Source organism: Alkalicoccus daliensis (assembly GCF_900103955.1).
Classification (GTDB): Bacteria; Bacillota; Bacilli; order Bacillales; family Salisediminibacteriaceae; genus Alkalicoccus; species Alkalicoccus daliensis.
In genome coordinates this window covers 60,029-78,033 of the sequence record NZ_FNIL01000009.1, presented here as the reverse complement: position 1 = coordinate 78,033, position 18,005 = coordinate 60,029, and the positions used below count along the sequence as shown (strand labels likewise).

Below are 18,005 nucleotides of genomic sequence, written 5' to 3'. Positions count from 1 at the left end.
TCCTCAAGGAGATATGGGACGAGTTTTATTTTTAAATGAATTGTTATCGAAAGGAGACACTTGTCATGAATAAAATCATGTCGGATAAGCGGATCATTGCCATGTATACACTGCCTGCTCTACTGCTTATTCTTACATTAATTTATGTTCCGATTGTTATGACCGGATATTATGGTCTTATGGATTGGGATGGTATCGGCGCTATGACGTTTATTGGTTTGGAAAACTATGCTGCTGTTATGACAGACGGTGCTTTCTGGAGCAGTGCCTGGCATTCATTTCTGCTTGCTTTATTTTCTGTGGGGAGTCTTGTTTTATACTTAGGAGTTTCCCTTGTGCTTGCTGGAAATGTTAAAGGTGCAGACCTTTTCAGGAAAATTTACTTAATCCCTATGCTGCTTTCCAGCGTAGCTATTGCCCAGCTTTGGATGCGTGTCTATCACCCTACCAACGGTGTTATGAACCGCTTTTTAACCTCTATTGGAATTGAAAACCCGCCATTATGGCTTTCTGATACAAGTATCGTATTATTCGCGATCTTTATTCCGATTATCTGGCAGTATGCCGGATTCTATATCATCATTTATTATGCAGCTTTGAAAAATATTCCAAAAGAACTGGAAGAAGCAGCAAAAATTGATGGAGCAAGTCCTTTCCAGATCGCTTACAAAATTAAGCTTCCGCTCATTTCCGGTATTATTAAAGTTACCATTGTACTTGCAGTGATCGGGTCCTTAAAATATTTTGATTTGATATACGTAATGACTGACGGCGGCCCGAACGGCGCCAGTGAAGTAATGGCTTCTTATATGTACAAACTTGCTTTCCGTACCAATGATTTCGGTTACGGGAGTGCAATAGGTTTCTTCATGCTTGTAATGATTTTAATTGTTACTTATCTTATCCGTAGAGCAACAGCAACGAAAGATGAAGTACAGTATTAAAAGGAGGGAAAGCTCATGTCTTCAAATTCAACAGCAGTAGAATCATCAGAAGGGGTGAAAATCGGGTCTTTTCGTTTGAAAATCACCCACCTCCTTCTCTATGTTATTTTAGGAATTGTAGCGCTGGTACAGCTCTTACCGCTGGTCTGGCTTCTGCTCTTCTCTTTAAAAGATAATCAGGAAGTATTTAATCTGGCACCATTTGCGCTTCCATCAGATCCTCAATGGGGCAACTATGCCAGAGTATGGACAGATGGAAATATCGGGCTCTATTTCTTTAACAGTGTAATTGTTACAGGATCTTCAGTAATTCTCACAATTTTACTGGCAAGCTTTGTAACATTCGCTATTACAAGAATGCAGTGGAAATTAAATAAACTTGTACTCGGCTTATTTATGGTAGGATTAATGATTCCTGTACACTCCACCCTGATCCCGCTCTTCAGTTTCTTTATGAACGTAGGATTAATGGACCATCACCTTTCCATTATCCTGACTTATACAGCGTTTAACCTGCCGCTGACAATGATGATTCTTCTCGGTTTCTACTACACGCTGCCAAGGGAACTGGAGGAAGCAGCTATTATGGACGGATGCTCGGTGCATCGGATGTTCTTCAGAATCATTCTGCCGATTACTGCTCCAGTAGTAGCAACAACAGCAATCATCAACATGATCTACAACTGGAATGAATTCGTTTTTGTAAACACTTTTATCAGCTCTGACAGCTTAAAAACACTGACAGTCGGTATTCAAAACTTTATCGGACAGTATTCTACTGACTGGGGTGCGATCGGTGCAACGCTTGTAATCAGTATGCTTCCGATCCTCATTGCCTTCTTTATCCTAAGTAACCGTATCGTAGAAGGAATGACTGCCGGTTCTGTAAAAGGTTAAATTTTATTACTTTATCCAAGGAGTTGTACTGTTTTATGTCAAAAATTCAGAACCCAATTTTACCAGGATTCCATGCCGACCCTTCTATATTAAGGGTTGGCGATGACTTTTATATTGCTACATCTACATTTGAATGGTTCCCGGGCGTACGAATACACCACTCCAAAGACTTAAAGAACTGGCGCTTTGCAGGAAGCCCTCTTACGCGGAAGTCCCAGCTTGATATGAAAGGCAATATGAATTCCGGCGGCGTCTGGGCGCCATGCCTTTCCCATCACGATGGAAAATTTTATTTAATTTATACAGATGTTAAACAATGGCACGGTGCATATAAGGATGCGCACAACTATCTCGTAACCGCTGATTCTATTGAAGGCCCCTGGTCAGAACCAATTTACCTGAACAGCAGCGGATTCGATCCTTCCTTATATCATGACGATGACGGCCGCAAGTGGTATGTAAATATGATCTGGGATTACCGCTCCGGAAATCACCCATTTGCCGGCATTATTCTTCAGGAATATTCCGAAAAAGAAGAAAAGCTGGTCGGTCCAATTAAAACCATTTATACTGGGACAGACATAAAGCTGACAGAAGGGCCGCATATCTATAAAAAGGACGGCTGGTATTACCTGTTTGTTGCAGAAGGCGGCACAGAATATGAACATGCGGAAACGGTAGCACGTTCGAAATCGATTGACGGCCCTTATGAAACAGACCCGAATTATCCGCTTATCAGCTCCAGAGGAAATCCTGAGCTGGAAATCCAGAAAGCTGGACACGGCAGCCTTGTAGATACACCAAACGGTGAATGGTACTTTGTTCATCTCTGCGGACGTCCATTAAAAGAAAAATACTGTACGCTCGGCAGAGAAACTTCTATCCAGAAAGTTGAATGGACGGAAGATGGCTGGGTTCGCCTGGCACATGGTGATCATTTCCCGCGCACAGAGACAGAAGCACCCGATCTTCCCGAGCATCCATTTGAACCGGAAGATCCAAAAGATGACTTTGATACTGAAGAATTAAACGGTGCCTGGAATTCTCTGCGTGTGCCGATGGATGACTCCTGGGTTTCTTTAAAAGAACGTCCTGGCTATCTGCGTCTCTTTGGCCGCGAATCACTTTCGTCGGTCCATCACCAGAGTCTGGTAGCCCGCAGACAGACATCTTTCTACAGCACGTTTGAGACAAAGCTTGATTATGATCCGGAATATTACCAGCATAAAGCAGGGCTGGTTGTTTATTACGATACTGAAGATCATGTATATCTTCATATCACCCACCAGGAAGACAAAGGACGTGTACTGCAGATTCTGCGCACGGTAAGCGGTGAGTATGAAGAAGTTCTTCTCCCTCCCGTAAGAATTGCGCAGACGGGCAGCGTGAAACTTCGTGGAGAAATCAACGAAGATAAGCTCCAGCTGTTTTATCAGGATGAGGAGATGCAGGACTGGAAAAAGATAGGCCCGGTGCTTGATACTACGCACATGTCAGATGACTCAGCTCCTGACGTCCGCTTTACCGGTACTTTTATCGGTATGGCAACGCAGGATTACAGCGGCACGAAAAAGCCTGCTGATTTTGATTACTTTATTTACGAAACGAAGGAGAGATAGTTATGATGGTACGGTGGATGTCAAACCCCTTATACGTCGTCAGCGATTGGTTTGTGAAACTGGCTTATGCAAATTTTTTATGGGTCATCTTTACACTTGCCGGCGGGATAGTTTTAGGGATCTTCCCTTCCACCGTCGCCTTATACACTATACTCAGGAAGCTTGTCCGCGGAGATACACTGAATGAAATTTTTGCACTTTATGCAACGACCTATAAACAGGAGTTTCTCAAGGCGAATAAATTTGGTATCTTCTTCTGGACAGGAGGAAGCCTGATTGCTTTAAATACATGGCTTCTGCCGCAGTTTGAAGGGACTATGCTGATTGCGATGATGTCAGGACTCATTTTCACGATGTTTTTATTCAGCATCACTTTAGCATTCTTTTTCCCGGCTTATGTAACAATGCCGGAGATGCCATTCGCGAAAATATTTTTAGTTGCTGTATTCTTACCTTTCAGCCATCTGAAAACTGCAGCTGTCAGCCTGCTCGGCTTCACTGCATTACTTGCCGCTTTTTACTTCTTCCCTATACTCCTGAGCTTTTGGGGAGTATCTGCCTTTGCTGTGCTCTTTATGTACGTAGTACAGAAAAGGCTGGAAACAAAAAATTCGGCAGTGCTTACTAATCAGGAAGCCTTCTCTTCGTAAATATTTTATAGAAGCCCATGCTGTAATAATCAGCATGGGCTTCTCAGGCTGTTGAAAAAGTACTTTTTTTGTATAAGTATACGATTTTATGCTTTTGTCTCCGAAGGGTCGCTTTCCGGAGGGAACTCTCTCCGCTAACCTGCCTTCTTAAAAGAGGAGCATGGCTTCACGCAGCCAAATCACTGGAAAGTAAAGAGCTCTTTCCAGTGATTTAAAGATCATTGGCTGGTTTCGCACATGCTTACTATATCTTCCCAGTAAGAACGCCTAGGAAGATATAAGAATCGTTCAAATCCTCCAGGTATCGACTCTTTTGCGACTGCAGCATAATTAAGGGAGGCAATGGTTTTTATACGAAACCGCAGAGCTACGAACACTTTTTCTTCGGAAATAACTTTTCTCCATAGCGCCCGGCGGTGACGCCAGTGGGATTAAAGCGCAGTCTGTGAGAGAATGTCCAAACGATTTTTTTGGACATTTTCTCCAAGCATGAGGGAAGCCAGCCAGGGTTTTACATCCATCTCGTATGCTTTTTCCGAGATGGATGTGGCTGCGCGGACCCATGCTCTTCTTATTTTGTTCTATCCGGCAGGCATTGCAAATAGCTGAAGACTAGCCCCACGGCAAGCTTCCGCCGGAAAGCGGAGGAGAACCTATACACAGCAAATCATAAATATATAAAATTTCTTACTTTATAAACACTTTGAGAAGCCCATGCTGTAATAATCAGCATGGGCTTTTTAATGAGATTTAATTGTTACGCAGCTTTCGGGCGACGCCCTTGCGGGATACGCTTCTGCAACCAGTCCCGGCCTAATATGTTTGTGCGAAGATAAGGAATCACCCAGCGGTCTCCGCCGAATCTGCCGGCATTTGCTCCTGCAGCGAGAAGGAAAATTGTGAACAATACGAGCCAGGGATTGCTGCTGATGGTTCCGGCGAACATAAACGCGAAATTCATCATGATCCCGAAAAATGCGGCTGCGGTAGTAAAGACACCTAGAATCAAACCGAGTCCTACGAGCAGTTCTCCCCAGGCTACCATGAAACTGAACAAGCCTGCATTCGGAACTGCAACATTTTCAATAAATGCATGATACGTTGGGTACTGTGTCATTACTGCTTCATTAGCGACTACGCCCTGGAGGTAACCACCTGCATCAAAGCCCCCCATTACTTTTCCCCATCCGGCTGTTAACCAGGCATACCCTACATAAAGACGAATAAAAGTAAGTATTCCAGCCGCAATTTTGTTGTTTCTCAAGAAATTCATAAACATGAGTAGTTCCTCCCTAAATATATTTTTTGGATGAACGCTGCTCATGTTTTGTGTCTTATGATTTCTTAAGGTTTTAAATTGCATGAGCAACTTTTCTATAGTTTTACTATATCATCGTTTGTGAATTGATGAGCATATAACATGTGAACTATTTGTGAAATATTTCACAAATAGTTTTTATAGTGCCTTCGATTTATATTAAGTTATTGGCTCGATAGAAAAAGCTGAAGGAATTTCTTCCCCAGCTTTAGTTATTCAGTATTCCTTTTAAATCCGCTGCTTCTTCATCAGGCTGAATGCGCCCTTTTTCAAAATCAGTGTCTCCCCGATTAATCCAAAAAGTTTTGTATCCAAAAGTTTTCGCACCAACAATGTCCCATGTGTTCGAAGAGATAAATAAAATTTTGTCACGTGAAGTATCAAATTGCCGAAGTCCATATTGATAGGCTGCCTGAGAAGGTTTATATTGCTTTATGTCATCGATACTGATCACTTTATCAATATATCCGCTGATACTTGAATTCTCAATCAGCGGCTCCAGCATGTCACGCGATCCGTTGGATAAAATAACGTTAGTAACCCCCTGCTGTTGTTTCAGCACTTCGAGTGACTCGGGAAATAAATCCAGCTTCTCATAAGCCTGCATACACCGGTCCACTACGTCTTTCACTTCTGCCCCTGTCTCTATCGATAACGCATAGCGGAGTGCTTGTCTTGTCACTTCTGAAAAAGGCTCGTAATTGCCGGTCATCTGCTTGATAAAAGCATACTCAATCTGCTTTTTTCTCCATAGGGCCCCTATGCTTTTCGCCTGCTCCGGGTAATATTCAGCAATAGCTTTATCAACAGACGTCACATCAAATAATGTACCATAGGCATCATATATAATTATTTTGCTCATGGATTCTCCTCCTGGCTAAAAGAAAAATTTGTGTTTTATTTTCCTGATGCTTCTCTTAAGCTGTTTCAGAAGCTGTTCTTATTTTAAGCAGTTCTCCTGCTATTATATTAATTTCTTCCCGCTTAAGCAGCTGCTCTGCCATCGATTGAGGAAGTTTTCGATATCCAGCATCAAGTCCGCTTAGTCCACCTGCTATCGCTGCCGTAGTATCTGCATCATTCCCTTTATTGGCTAAAGTCTGCACAACTTCTAAATAACTATCCGATTGCATTAGTACGTAAATAACCCAGGAAAATGTATGCACAACGTTTTTTGTAGGATATACATCAGGAACTTTATACAGGGACTGCTCATAGCGGGTTCCTGTAATCCTTTCAGTAAGCGCTTCCTTCAGCGGGATGCCTTTACACATTATGTCGTAACCCACCAGATTGTAAAGTACACACGCTTCTGACGCGACATCGCTTGCATGGGTAATCTGTGACTGCGCCTCGGAAATAGCTGCTACTTTCTCTTCTTCAATACAATATAAAGATATGGGCAGACACCGCATTAAAGATCCGTTTCCTTCACCGCTTCCTCCTAGATCATGCTGTGCAAATTCTGCAGCATTTTCTATTTTTTCTCCATTTTTTAAGTAAGACAATGCATAATGTATCCTCATCCCTATATCTTTCGGTTCTGAATTCAGCCAGTTGATAAACTGATCAGCAATTTCCTGTACAGGATCCTCCGGATTAGAAATAATCCCTCTTGCCAACGCCAGCGTCATAGCCGTATCATCCGTTGTTTCTCCAGGTTTCAGGCGCCATTTTCCGCCTCCTAAAAAAGTACTTACCCTGCCGAATTTTTCCTGTACTTCTTTTTCTGTCATAAATTCTGTTGTGCCGCCCAATGCATCCCCAATTGCATGGCCAAACAATGCTCCCTTAATCCGATCAAGTGTCATGTGTCCATCCCTTTCTCTTCTTCAATGTTTATGCTTCCTACTGAAAAATTTTATATAATAGAAGGTCATCCTTCTTATACATTTGATTTCTAAAGGGTCGCTTTTTTCAACTTGAATTTTTCTGCAGCCGCTGTTTTACATTACGAGTGAATGAATATTACAAGTTTTCCTGATACATTTCAAAGGAGTTCTCATGCAAGGTCTGCCAGTGAAAACAAAATTCTTTCTTTGAATGTAATAGGGCTTCACTTGCAGCGAAGATTTCCCGGAGAGCTTATGCTCGACTAATAGGAATGGAGCTCAGCTTCATTTTATGTATTCCCAAATTGCATTGATCCTCCGCACGTCCTCGCCTGTGTTTCTCAGCAGTAAAGTAAAGTTTTTCAATGGAGCAGCAATTCATTTTGCTTGGACAACTTCCATCAAAATAATAGTTGCTCTGTGAAAAATGATTGTTCTATTTGCCGTTCCGCTCCTAGTAAAGTTTTACTGGCGGGCTTATTTCTCTGAAGCTTTGCACAACTTCCACCGCCCCTGCAGATGGCAGGAAAAAGATAGCCGTGCTGTCTTTAAAAGCCTTTATCGATTCCGCTCGTGCTTCACGGCCTTCCAGAAAGCCGCTTGGTTCTTCAGACTGCGCTGCCCCCTTCGAGCGCCTTCTTTTCAGTTATTCTTGTAATTTACGAAAGTTTATAGCATCATTTCATATAAAGTTTTATAAGCTTTTATGTCCTGCATTATAAAACTGTGCCGATAATAAGGCTGAGGCTACTGTATCGCTGTGAATTTTCTGAAGCGTCTGCTATTAACTCTGGTATCCGTTCATTAATATAGTTTCATTCTAACATACATATATATCTATCAACCTATACTCCATCATTCTATAAGAAAAGGGGCTACTTTATCATTTATTAGTAGGCAATTCGACTTTCTTCTTGTAAAATTATGCGTGGAAAGGAGTATTTGTCATGCCAATTCGTCAAAAGAAAAAATATGCAGCGGGATGTATTGCTGTTCTTCTCCTATGTGCTATTCCGTTTTTCACCCATATTTATTATCTTCCCATTTATGTTTCTGCAGTCGCAGTTATTACAATATGGCTGCTTGGGGAAGCTGTCTTTCATAAAAAACTGGAAGAGCGGTTTTATTACCGGTGGAGCAAAATAAGAAACTGGCCGCATCATTATCAGCTTGCCCGGTCTGTAGTGTTATATTTATTTTTCATTACTACTATGCTCCTGTTAGGCAGGCTGTTCGCAAACGGAACCCCCCCGGCGATGCTTATAAGAGAAGCACAAATAGGGGATCTTCTTCTCTACACGGCAGTGCTGATACTGCTTTCAGGATACATGGGAAGCTCTGTGGTAAAACAGAATGAAAAGAAATACCAGCAGCTGGAGGAAGAAAAGCAAGCATAGATGTTTTATATTTCATCCCTGCATTTTACTGGAAGCAAAAAACGAGCCCGCAGATCTCTGCAGGCTCGTTTTAAGGTTTCTCATTATTATTTCTGCTTTGGAAGCTCCACAGTATCTTCTTCATAGACATCGCCATCCCATGCCTCCAGCTCAAACTGGTTTAAAGATGCCCGGTCCTCCATACTTGATTCTTCTTTTTTCTTCTTATCAAACTCTTTTACAAAATACTTCATCACGTCTGTATAACTTTCTTCATTATCAAAGTAGGCAATATCTTTATGCACCAGCTTTCCTTTCTGGGAAAACTCTGTGCGGAAACAAAGATCCGGATACGGATTAGACACTTTCCAAATTTTAATATCATACTTCCCGTGCTTTGTTTTCACCCCATTTTTCTTCGCGGCTTCTTTTCCCAGCTCTGACTTATTCATTTTCTGTTTAGCATCTGCATTTATTGCTGTAATAGCAATGATAAATGTAAAAGTAGCACCGAGCATCATAAAGATCCAGAACACTATCGACCCACTCCTTTCCTGCTGTAGTACATACGTATATACCTCTTTTGCAGTTTCGGCATAATCAAAATATGTGACTATTCACCAATTACTTTTTTTCCCGTATATTTATAACAGTATACCATTTCTATATCCGTCTTGAACAAGCTATAATAATAGGAAAGGAGGCTGTCGGATGAAAGAATACGAAGATGATCACTTTATTGTTAAATCGAGAATCCAGTGTGTGGAAGCTGGAATGGATCCTTTTGAAATTCGCAGGCCTGCGGAAAGGATGTCGGAAAAAGAACTGATTTCCAAGCGTAAAGACTACGACGAAATTTTACAGGTAGTCAGTTTTTTTTCGCGGAAAGTACTTGAATCTTTAGCCGGCACTCCGATTCTGGTCGTTATTTCTGATGAAAAGGGCTACCTTCTTGAAATGGATGGAGATGAGACGATTCGAAGTACGATTCAGCAGCTAGGGATTGAGCCCGGCGTCCGCTTTACACAAGAAGATTTAGGAACTAACGTAATTTCCCTCGCATTGCAGGAATCTTGTCCGGTCGCTCTTATCGGGGATGATCACTTTTTTCACTTTTTGCATGATACTGCCTGTTACAGCGCTCCCTTTCATTATAGTGATGTAGGTAATCTCTTAGGAAGCATCTCCATAATGACATCGGTGCAGCTTCAAAACAGCCTTTTTTTAAATATGCTGGCGAATGTTGTTGACTCTATTGAACGGGAACTGCTTCTCCGCAGGCAGAATAGAGAGCTCGACGTATTAAATCAAATAATGCTGCGCCGGACGCAGAACGCTATTATCGTAACCAATCAGGAAGGTACTGTTACTCAATATAATGATTTTGCGGAAATTTTATCAGGATTTACTTCTGAAGATATTATCGGCCGTGACATATTTAAATCTGCGATTACCGGTGATTATTTTTATCAGGTGCTTCACGAAGAGCGGAGTTTTACGAATGTGGAAATGAAGTTTATGAACAACAATAATGAGGAGAAAATATGCCTTTTTGATGCCCAGCCTATTTACGATACTAAAAATTCGAAAATGATCGGGGCCTTTGCACAGCTGAGAGATATTACCGAAAGGTATCACCTTCAAAAAGAATACAATTATCTTGCCTATCATGATGAACTAACAAAACTTCCGAATCGCAGATATTTTCAGAAAGAACTGGAACAGCTGTTTCTTGAGGAAAAAAAATCCACTGCTCTGCTTCTCATAGATTTAGATGGATTTAAAAACATTAACGATACATTCGGTCACAGTAATGGAGATAAACTGCTCCAGTCTGTAGCAGAAAGACTGCAGCAGAGCATCCAAACGAAAGGGCTGCTTGCAAGGATCAGCGGAGATGAATTTATGGTGCTGATTCCTGCACTTGAAGAAGAAGCTGAACTCCACCTTATCGCACAGCAGCTCCTGTGCCAGTTCCAGCGGCCATTTTTAATAGAAAATCGTACCTTTTATACTACTGCCAGTATCGGGGCTGCTATTTATCATAATACCCCGCCGAGCCTCGAAGAATACATGGTGCATGTGGATGCAGCTATGTATAAAGCGAAATCTCAGGGGAAGAATGATTACCGCATGTTTTCTCCGGAGATGTATATAAATTCAAGTGAAGAACTACTTCTTGAAAATGATCTTCGCGAAGCTATCAAGAAAGAAGAGCTTCTGCTTCATTACCAGCCGCAGGTAGATGCCTTTTCAGGGGAAATCGCTGGATTTGAAGCATTGATCCGCTGGAATCATCCTGTTCATGGCTTGTTGTCTCCTGACAAATTTATTCCGCTTGCAGAAAAAACTGGATTAATTCTCCCGATCGGGCAATGGGTAATTCATACAGCTTGCCGTCAGCACAGCTCATGGATGAAGGCAGGGCTGGCGCCTCTTAAAATAAGTGTGAACTTATCTGCGCATCAGTTCCTGAAGCAGGATTTCACCAAAAATGTAGAAGAAATTATGAGCACGTATTCTATGAATCCTGCGTATCTTGAGTTTGAAATCACAGAATCTATGGCAATGGACTTTTCCTATGCTTTAAAAGTGTTGGAAGAACTCAAATCTCTGGGAGTGCAGATAAGTATGGATGATTTTGGAACCGGATACAGCTCCCTCCTTTATTTAAAGCAGTTGAATATTGATACTTTGAAAATTGACAAGTATTTTGTAGATGATCTGCTGGAAGGAACTTATGGATCTGTCTTAGTAAGCACCATTATTGCTATGGCAGACGCTATGCAGCTGAAAGTAGTTGCTGAAGGAGTGGAAACGAAAGCACAGCTGCAGGAGCTTCAGTCTCTCGGCTGTCAGTTGATACAAGGATATTATTTTTCAAAAGCAGTACCGGCAGACTACATCACTGAGAACTTTAACACCCTGAAAACAGAATTTGCCGCTAAAAGATAAAAAAGGAGATTTTTTCATGGAAAAAATAGCAGTACTTTTAGCTAAACAGCTTTCGCATTGGGGTGTAAACCATATTTTTGGAATTCCCGGCAAGCCGGTCGTACCTCTTATTCTTGCGGCAGAAGATCAGGGGATCTCGTTTGTATTAAGCAAACATGAAGGCGGGGCTGGCTATGAAGCAGCTGGTTATGCAATGCTTTCGAGAAACATCAGTGTAGCTGTCGGCACCTCAGGACCCGGAGCGACGAATCTGCTGACCGCTGCCGCCCAGGCAAAAGCTTCCCATCTGCCTGTTCTTTTTATCACTGGACATCCGTCCATCACAGCCCTGGGAAAGCCATTAGGACAAGATTCCACCTCCTTTGGCACAGATACGGCGGCCATGTTTTCCAGCGTCACAAAGTTCAGCACCCGTATAGATCGTGCTGACAATGTAGAAAGTATATTAGCCCACGCTGTACGCACCGCTTTTTCAGATGTAAAGGGTCCTGTACACTTGTCTATTCCTGCAGATGTTCTTATGGAGGAAGCACGGCCTTTTCAGCTTGCGCTTCCTGAAGTGGAAGCCCTTCTTTCTCCGAATCTGAAAAAAGTGTATTCTCTTCTCAAAGAGGCACGGCGCCCCATGCTTCTGTTAGGAAAAGGTGTTCACTCTGCCCATGCTTATGAAGAAATAACAGCCTTTGCCGAAATCTGGAATATACCAGCAGCTACAACTCCCGGAGGAAAGGGCACCTTCATGTCGAGCCATCCTCTCTCTCTCGGTGCATACGGATTAGGCGGCACAGATACAGCTCATACATATGTGGAAGAAGGAGTAGATACGTTAATTGTATTCGGCTCAAAGCTGAGTGATATGAGTACTGCCGGATGGAAACCGGAGCATTTTCCGGAACAAATTATTCATTTCGATGCCGACATTACTTTTATCGGGAAATCGATGAATGTACCAGTACTTCCGGTTCTTGGAGATTTAAGGGCGAATTTACGGGAATTATTGAAAATGGGCGGATCTGAAAAAGAAAGAAAAGAAATCTCCATTGATCTTTTTGAAAAGCCTGCGGCTGCAAATTCAAAATATATGTCTGCGGCTGCTGCAATGAAAGTGATAAATACTTCCCTTCCCCCGGAAACTATTTTATTTGGTGATGATGGAAGTCACACATTTTATGCAATAAAATATTATCAGACGAAAAGGTACGGCGGATTTTATTTTGATGACGTATTTGGTGCGATGGGGCATGGAATTGGTTATGCCGTCGGAGCTAAACTTGCCTCTCCCGAGGAAACTATCGTATGCTTGACTGGTGATGGGTGTATGTTTATGCATGGAAGCGAAGTCGCTACTGCAGTAGAAGCGGGAGCCGCCGTACTGTTTCTTGTTTTAAATAATCAGGCACTGGATATGGTGGATAAAGGGATGAAGGTGAATATCGGCAGAGCAGTCGGCACAAAATATAATGTGCCGCTTCAAGCAGCTGCATTTGCAGCGTCGCTGGGAGCAGATGCTCTAACTGTCAGCACTCTCGAGGAGCTGCAAAACGCACTTCAGGATATATTTCCTTTAACAAAGCCGCTTGTGGTAGAAATGCTCGTAGACCCGGATGAAATACCGCCGACAATGAGAAGAGGCTGAGGGAGCTGCTATTATTCTTTAATTAAATTTGATTCACATTAATAAGTTACGACTGGGAGGCATTACTATTGAACAGCAAGAAAGAAAACTACGAACACGGAATGCACGTCCTGCACCAGTTAACAGATGAAAAAGGAGTAGAAATGATTAAAGGCTATAATGATATTTCTCCTGAATTTGTTGATATGATGGTTTCTTTTGGTTTCGGAGAAGTGTATTCAATGAAGGTGCTTGAACTAAAACAGCATACGATGATTACGATTACTTCGCTAATCTCACAGGGAGCTTTTGAGCAGCTTCCTTTCCACGTCCGTGCGGGACTGCGCGTTGGTCTTAGGCCTGAAGAAATTATTCATATTATTCTTCACTGCGCAGCTTATGCAGGTTTCCCAAAAGCAGCTTCTGCCATGCGGATTACAAAAGAAATTTTTGAAGAGCTTGGAATAGAAGTGGATCAGGCAGCAGAATAGTTGTTTAAAAAGAAGCTGACTAGCTAAAGTCCGCTTCTTTTGCTTCTTTGCCGCAGCAGGCGGATGCATACAGGAAGCTGCTTTGCCTGCCGAAAGCCAAAGGAAACTATGAATAATTGAAAAAGGGCTGCAGACAAGTTATGTCTGCAGCCCTTTTAAAGATCGTTTAACTCTATTACTTAACGCTGTTCAAGACGTGCAATTCGCTCATCAAGATCCGGGTGGGAAGAAAACAATTTGGAAATGCCGCCTCTGCCGTTGATTTTCATTGTTTGAATTGCAGAATCGTCAGTGCGGTCGTTTTTAATTTGTGCTCGCTCTACATGTGCTTTCAAAGAACGAAGTGCGTGTGCCATCTTGTCTTTGCCTGCAAGATCCGCACCTCCGCGGTCAGCGTGGAATTCACGATACCTGGAGAATGCCATAACGACCATGCTTCCAAGAATCGAAAAGAGAATCTGGAAAATAATAATCGCTGCAAACCGTACAATAAACTGCATTTCAGCACGTACAAGACGGGAAACAAGAATTGCGGCAATACGGGAAAAGAATACTACAAATGTATTTACTACCCCTTGAAGCAGCGTCATTGTTACCATATCTCCGTTAGCTACGTGTGCTACTTCGTGCGCGATAACACCTTCTACTGCGTCGTCATCCATAGACTGCAGCAGCCCCTGGGATACAGCGACCAGTGAACGTTTTTTTGAAGGACCTGTAGCAAAAGCATTTACTTCCGGTGATTGATATATCCCAACTTCCGGCATATGCATTAAGCCTGCCGCACGCGAAAATTTGTGTACTTTATCTACAACATCTCTTTCCTGGCGTGTGAGATTTCCATCAGGATCGAGCACTTTCACTTTCATCATTTTCTTGGCTACCCATCTCGACATGGCGAGCGAGATGAAGGAACCCGCGAAACCTATAAGTAAACTAAAGATACCAATAGAAATTAAATCAATTTCTCCGCCTGCGCCTGTAATGTTTCCACTAATATCAGTGAAAGAAACAATTAAAGACCAGACAATCACAATCGTCGTTAAAACGAGTATGTTTGTTAAAATAAATAGCATGACTCTCTTGCCCATTATACTGCCTCCCCTAAACAATCTATCTTTACGTATTATACATGATCTACGCTCCACCTTCTAGAAAGTTTCATTAATCAAAATAAATTTGTGTCGATTTTGTTAAATCATTTACCGAAGAAGAACAAGAAAGCTGAAAACAGAAAAAACAGCCTGTGCAGAGGCTGTTTTTTCTGCTCAGGCCGTCTTTATTCATATTCTTTTTCAAATGTTTTTGTGCTGCGCACTGTATCAATATGCCGGACATAATTTTCGATTTCTTCTCTTTTCGGCTCTAATTTTGGAGGCAGCGCAAGTTTTTCACCTAATGTCTCATAAGGTTCATCATCCATGAATCCAGGGCCGTCTGTTGCCAGTTCAAATAAGATCTGCGGTGCTACTCTTGTATATAACGATTCAAAATAGAACCTGTCTACGTAGCCGGATGTTTGAAACCCGAAGCCATGGAGCCGGTCAATCCACTGGTGAAGGACATCACTGTCAGCGACACGGAAGGCAATGTGATGAACAGTCCCGTATCCCTGCTGTGCAGCGGGAAGCACTACGTTTTTTTCTACAATCAGTGAAGCCCCATTCCCGCCTTCACCCACTTCAAATAAATGCAGAGATCCATCGCTGTCGATTTCTTTAAATTCAAATGCTTTTTCAAGCACTTCTTTAAATCCTTCAAATGGTTCGATGCGTATATGCATCGGGCCGAGCCCGGTAATAGCATATTCTGCAGGGACTGGTCCTTCCTTCCATGGAACCCCCGCTGCAACACCGGAATTATTTTCGTCCGATATAAGCATATACTGCTGATCATCGAAGTCACTGAATGATAATGTCTGTTTGCCGAATAATTTTTTTATGCCGCGGTGCTTAATATTAAGGCGGTCAAATCTCTTCTCCCAATAATCCAGCGCGGCATCATTCGGAACCCGGAATCCGGTTTTATACAATTCATTTGTGCCATGGCTTCCTTTGGGGATGCCTGGAAAATCAAAAAATGTCATGTCAGTTCCCGCACTGCCTTTGTCATCCGCAAAAAATAAATGATACGTCTGAATGTCATCCTGGTTTACTGTTTTCTTTACAAGCCTCATGCCCAGCACATATGTGAAAAACTCATAATTTTTTTCCGCGCTGCTTGTAATTGCCGTCACATGGTGAAGTCCTTTTAATCCTTTCATTATTGTAGCCTCCTGTAAGTGAAAGTAAATTGTATTTATATCTATCCTTTTCCCTGAGTAAATTACTTTTAAATAGCAATGCAGGGATTTGATAACTTTTCATGGCTTTATTTCCTAACAGCTCTATACAGATGAAACCACCTGCGGAACCATATAAAAACAAAACTGAATTTTAGTAAAGCCAAAAAAATAGAAATTTATCTCGAATTCGAGATATTTATAATATATCTTACTCGTTTCCCTCTGTCAACTAAGACGATTTTACATTATGAACCTAAGTCTGGCAGCTGTAATTGTCACTTTTAAGTTTATTTACTGATGCCAGTTTCATACAATAAATTCTGGGGATGAAAGAGGCGGCCAGCTGAAGGATTTATCCGCAGCAGCCATCTTCACTAAGAGTGTGAAGATGACTTTAAGATCATTTGGCCGGTTGCGCCAGTGCGCGGTGAAAGTGCACACAGCCTGTGGAAGAACGAGCTGGGAAGATCCCGCAGTCAAACGAGGAACTGGAGGCGCTCATCCACGGCAGGCCAGTGGCAGCAAAGTTTTCTTATGCCAACAATTAGCATTAACAGAACTGTATATTAACTGAAATATTTATCTGCATACATCTTCGTTAATTATTTGTACATTGGAATTCTGAAAGTTCGTTCACATGTTCTTAAGTATAAATTTGTAAAATTGATTATTTTATCTGCTTATTATTTAGAAGTGTTGTAATATAAAGGTAGCTTTAAAACCAAATTTTGTACTGGGAGTGACTATCGTTGGAAGATGTTCCAATACCGTTAATTGTTTTGTTTTTTTCTCTGCTTTTTTTATCCGCTTTCTTTTCGTCCTCGGAGACGGCACTTTCGAGCGCGAATAAAATTCGTTTACAGTCTATGGTGGACAATGGAAGTAAAGGAGCAGACAAAGCATTAAAAATTATTAATTCTTTCGACGAAGCTCTTTCTACTATATTGATAGGAAATAATCTTGTGAACATTGCTGCTGCTACAATCTCTGCGCAGGTTTCCACAATGCTTTTCGGACCGAACCTTGGTGTTTTTATCAGTACGTTTGTTGTAACGCTTCTCGTTTTAATCTTTGGAGAAATTATGCCGAAATCTCTTGCGAAAGAATATGCAGAAACTTTCTCTGCGAAGATTGCACCTATTATCTTGTTCTTAATGATTCTGGCTGCTCCTTTTAACAAGCTGTTACTGCTCTTAAAACAATTTGTATACAAGTTGATTGGAAGTCAGCGGACAGACCCTTCTGTTACGGAAGAAGAACTTAAAATGATGGTGAACATCAGTGAAGAAGAAGGCGTAATTGATCATACAGAAAGGGAACTTGTACATCGTTCATTCGATTTTAACGAGATAACAATTTCTGAAGTGTTTCGTCCTCGGACAGATATGATTACGATTGACATAAATGAGAACGCAGAAGAGATAAAAAATATATTTATCGAGCAGCGCTTTTCCCGTATCCCTGTATATGAAGAAAGTATAGATAATATTGTAGGAATTTTATATGAACGAGAGTTTTTCACGGCTTTTATTGAAGGTTCTGTGGATATAAGATCGTTGATTAAGCCTCCTATTCTTGTGGTAGAATCGATGAAAATACACAAACTTCTGCCGAAACTGCAGCGGGAAAAATCTCACATTGCAATTGTAATTGATGAATACGGCGGTACTGCAGGTTTAATTACACTGGAAGATATTCTGGAGGAGCTCGTGGGAGAAATTTACGATGAACACGATGCTGCAGAACCTCTGGTAGTGAAAACCGGAATAAATTCATACAGCGTCCATGGTGATTATCCACTGGATGAAACAATGGATTTGTTGAATTCAGAAGTTCCGGATTCCAGTTACCATTCCCTTGGCGGATGGATATCTGAACAGTATGAACGTATTCCAGAAACAGAAGAGACTTTGTATTATCAGGACACCAAATTTAAAATTTTGGAATCTGATGACCGGAGAGTTTACCGGGTCCAGGTCTCAAAAGTTACAAAGGAAGATATTCCGGAAGGAGAATAATAAAAA

15 protein-coding genes are annotated in these 18,005 nt (G+C 41.7%); 9 read left to right on the top strand and 6 right to left on the bottom strand.

Annotated features, from left to right (window positions below; all coding sequences use genetic code 11):
• Positions 1-65: 65 nt before the first annotated feature.
• From BLP92_RS13225 to BLP92_RS13210, 4 genes are read left to right on the top strand one after another with little or no spacing between them, the layout of a single operon-like run.
• Positions 66-944: a carbohydrate ABC transporter permease gene (locus BLP92_RS13225; RefSeq protein ID WP_090843439.1), complete on the top strand. Its 879-nt coding sequence runs from the start codon at positions 66-68 to the stop codon at positions 942-944.
• A 15-nt stretch (positions 945-959) separates the two neighbouring features.
• Positions 960-1,841, top strand: coding sequence for a carbohydrate ABC transporter permease (locus BLP92_RS13220; RefSeq protein ID WP_090843438.1), 882 nt, complete (start codon positions 960-962; stop codon positions 1,839-1,841).
• A 35-nt stretch (positions 1,842-1,876) separates the two neighbouring features.
• Entirely contained in the window at positions 1,877-3,460 is a 1,584-nt protein-coding gene (locus BLP92_RS13215; RefSeq protein WP_090843437.1) for a glycoside hydrolase family 43 protein, read from the top strand.
• A 2-nt stretch (positions 3,461-3,462) separates the two neighbouring features.
• Complete coding sequence (locus BLP92_RS13210; RefSeq protein WP_090843436.1) at positions 3,463-4,110, top strand: YesL family protein; 648 nt, start codon at positions 3,463-3,465, stop codon at positions 4,108-4,110.
• 757 nt (positions 4,111-4,867) lie between these two features.
• On the opposite strand, the gene BLP92_RS13205 is transcribed toward BLP92_RS13210, so the two are convergent.
• The 3 genes from BLP92_RS13205 to BLP92_RS13195 all read right to left on the bottom strand — a co-directional run bounded on the left by BLP92_RS13205 (position 4,868) and on the right by BLP92_RS13195 (position 7,239).
• Entirely contained in the window at positions 4,868-5,389 is a 522-nt protein-coding gene (locus BLP92_RS13205) for a DoxX family membrane protein (RefSeq protein ID WP_090843435.1), read from the bottom strand.
• A gap of 247 nt (positions 5,390-5,636) precedes the next feature.
• Positions 5,637-6,290, bottom strand: a complete 654-nt coding sequence (locus tag BLP92_RS13200) for a haloacid dehalogenase type II (RefSeq protein WP_090843434.1) — start codon at positions 6,288-6,290, stop codon at positions 5,637-5,639.
• Between the two features lie 55 nt (positions 6,291-6,345).
• Entirely contained in the window at positions 6,346-7,239 is an 894-nt protein-coding gene (locus BLP92_RS13195; protein ID WP_090843433.1) for an ADP-ribosylglycohydrolase family protein, read from the bottom strand.
• A gap of 968 nt (positions 7,240-8,207) precedes the next feature.
• Here BLP92_RS13195 and BLP92_RS13190 point away from each other — a divergent pair.
• Positions 8,208-8,657 (top strand): hypothetical protein, encoded by a 450-nt coding sequence (locus BLP92_RS13190; protein WP_090843432.1) that lies wholly within the window; start codon positions 8,208-8,210, stop codon positions 8,655-8,657.
• 86 nt (positions 8,658-8,743) lie between these two features.
• Here the strand turns inward: BLP92_RS13190 and BLP92_RS13185 are convergent, their stop codons facing one another.
• On the bottom strand, positions 8,744-9,172 hold the full coding sequence (locus tag BLP92_RS13185) for a hypothetical protein (RefSeq protein ID WP_090843431.1): 429 nt from the start codon (positions 9,170-9,172) through the stop codon (positions 8,744-8,746).
• Between the two features lie 175 nt (positions 9,173-9,347).
• Between BLP92_RS13185 and BLP92_RS13180 the strand changes: the two genes are divergently transcribed.
• From BLP92_RS13180 to BLP92_RS13170, 3 genes are all read left to right on the top strand, one after another.
• The gene (locus BLP92_RS13180; RefSeq protein ID WP_090843430.1) at positions 9,348-11,591 is read left to right on the top strand and encodes an EAL domain-containing protein; all 2,244 of its coding nucleotides are present in this window, start codon (positions 9,348-9,350) and stop codon (positions 11,589-11,591) included.
• Positions 11,592-11,607: 16 nt separating this feature from the next.
• The gene (locus BLP92_RS13175; RefSeq protein ID WP_090843429.1) at positions 11,608-13,227 is read left to right on the top strand and encodes a thiamine pyrophosphate-binding protein; all 1,620 of its coding nucleotides are present in this window, start codon (positions 11,608-11,610) and stop codon (positions 13,225-13,227) included.
• A gap of 68 nt (positions 13,228-13,295) precedes the next feature.
• Positions 13,296-13,697, top strand: a complete 402-nt coding sequence (locus BLP92_RS13170) for a carboxymuconolactone decarboxylase family protein (protein ID WP_244516850.1) — start codon at positions 13,296-13,298, stop codon at positions 13,695-13,697.
• A gap of 179 nt (positions 13,698-13,876) precedes the next feature.
• On the opposite strand, the gene htpX is transcribed toward BLP92_RS13170, so the two are convergent.
• A complete protein-coding gene (gene htpX, locus BLP92_RS13165; RefSeq protein ID WP_090843428.1) occupies positions 13,877-14,788 on the bottom strand; it encodes a protease HtpX in 912 nt (303 codons plus the stop codon).
• Positions 14,789-14,976: 188 nt separating this feature from the next.
• A complete protein-coding gene (locus BLP92_RS13160) occupies positions 14,977-15,960 on the bottom strand; it encodes a ring-cleaving dioxygenase (RefSeq protein ID WP_090843427.1) in 984 nt (327 codons plus the stop codon).
• A 770-nt stretch (positions 15,961-16,730) separates the two neighbouring features.
• On the opposite strand from BLP92_RS13160, the gene BLP92_RS13155 reads away from it, so the two are divergent.
• Complete coding sequence (locus BLP92_RS13155) at positions 16,731-17,999, top strand: hemolysin family protein (RefSeq protein ID WP_090843426.1); 1,269 nt, start codon at positions 16,731-16,733, stop codon at positions 17,997-17,999.
• Positions 18,000-18,005: the final 6 nt, after the last annotated feature.

What these genes read in the sequence shown, in the direction of transcription:
- BLP92_RS13225 (WP_090843439.1), top strand. Translation starts at nt 66, where the DNA reads ATGAATAAAATCATGTCGGATAAGCGGATCATTGCCATGTATACACTG.
- BLP92_RS13220 (WP_090843438.1), top strand. Translation starts at nt 960, where the DNA reads ATGTCTTCAAATTCAACAGCAGTAGAATCATCAGAAGGGGTGAAAATC.
- BLP92_RS13215 (WP_090843437.1), top strand. Translation starts at nt 1,877, where the DNA reads ATGTCAAAAATTCAGAACCCAATTTTACCAGGATTCCATGCCGACCCT.
- BLP92_RS13210 (WP_090843436.1), top strand. Translation starts at nt 3,463, where the DNA reads ATGATGGTACGGTGGATGTCAAACCCCTTATACGTCGTCAGCGATTGG.
- BLP92_RS13205 (WP_090843435.1), bottom strand. Translation starts at nt 5,389, where the DNA reads ATGTTTATGAATTTCTTGAGAAACAACAAAATTGCGGCTGGAATACTT.
- BLP92_RS13200 (WP_090843434.1), bottom strand. Translation starts at nt 6,290, where the DNA reads ATGAGCAAAATAATTATATATGATGCCTATGGTACATTATTTGATGTG.
- BLP92_RS13195 (WP_090843433.1), bottom strand. Translation starts at nt 7,239, where the DNA reads ATGACACTTGATCGGATTAAGGGAGCATTGTTTGGCCATGCAATTGGG.
- BLP92_RS13190 (WP_090843432.1), top strand. Translation starts at nt 8,208, where the DNA reads ATGCCAATTCGTCAAAAGAAAAAATATGCAGCGGGATGTATTGCTGTT.
- BLP92_RS13180 (WP_090843430.1), top strand. Translation starts at nt 9,348, where the DNA reads ATGAAAGAATACGAAGATGATCACTTTATTGTTAAATCGAGAATCCAG.
- BLP92_RS13175 (WP_090843429.1), top strand. Translation starts at nt 11,608, where the DNA reads ATGGAAAAAATAGCAGTACTTTTAGCTAAACAGCTTTCGCATTGGGGT.
- htpX (WP_090843428.1), bottom strand. Translation starts at nt 14,788, where the DNA reads ATGGGCAAGAGAGTCATGCTATTTATTTTAACAAACATACTCGTTTTA.
- BLP92_RS13160 (WP_090843427.1), bottom strand. Translation starts at nt 15,960, where the DNA reads ATGAAAGGATTAAAAGGACTTCACCATGTGACGGCAATTACAAGCAGC.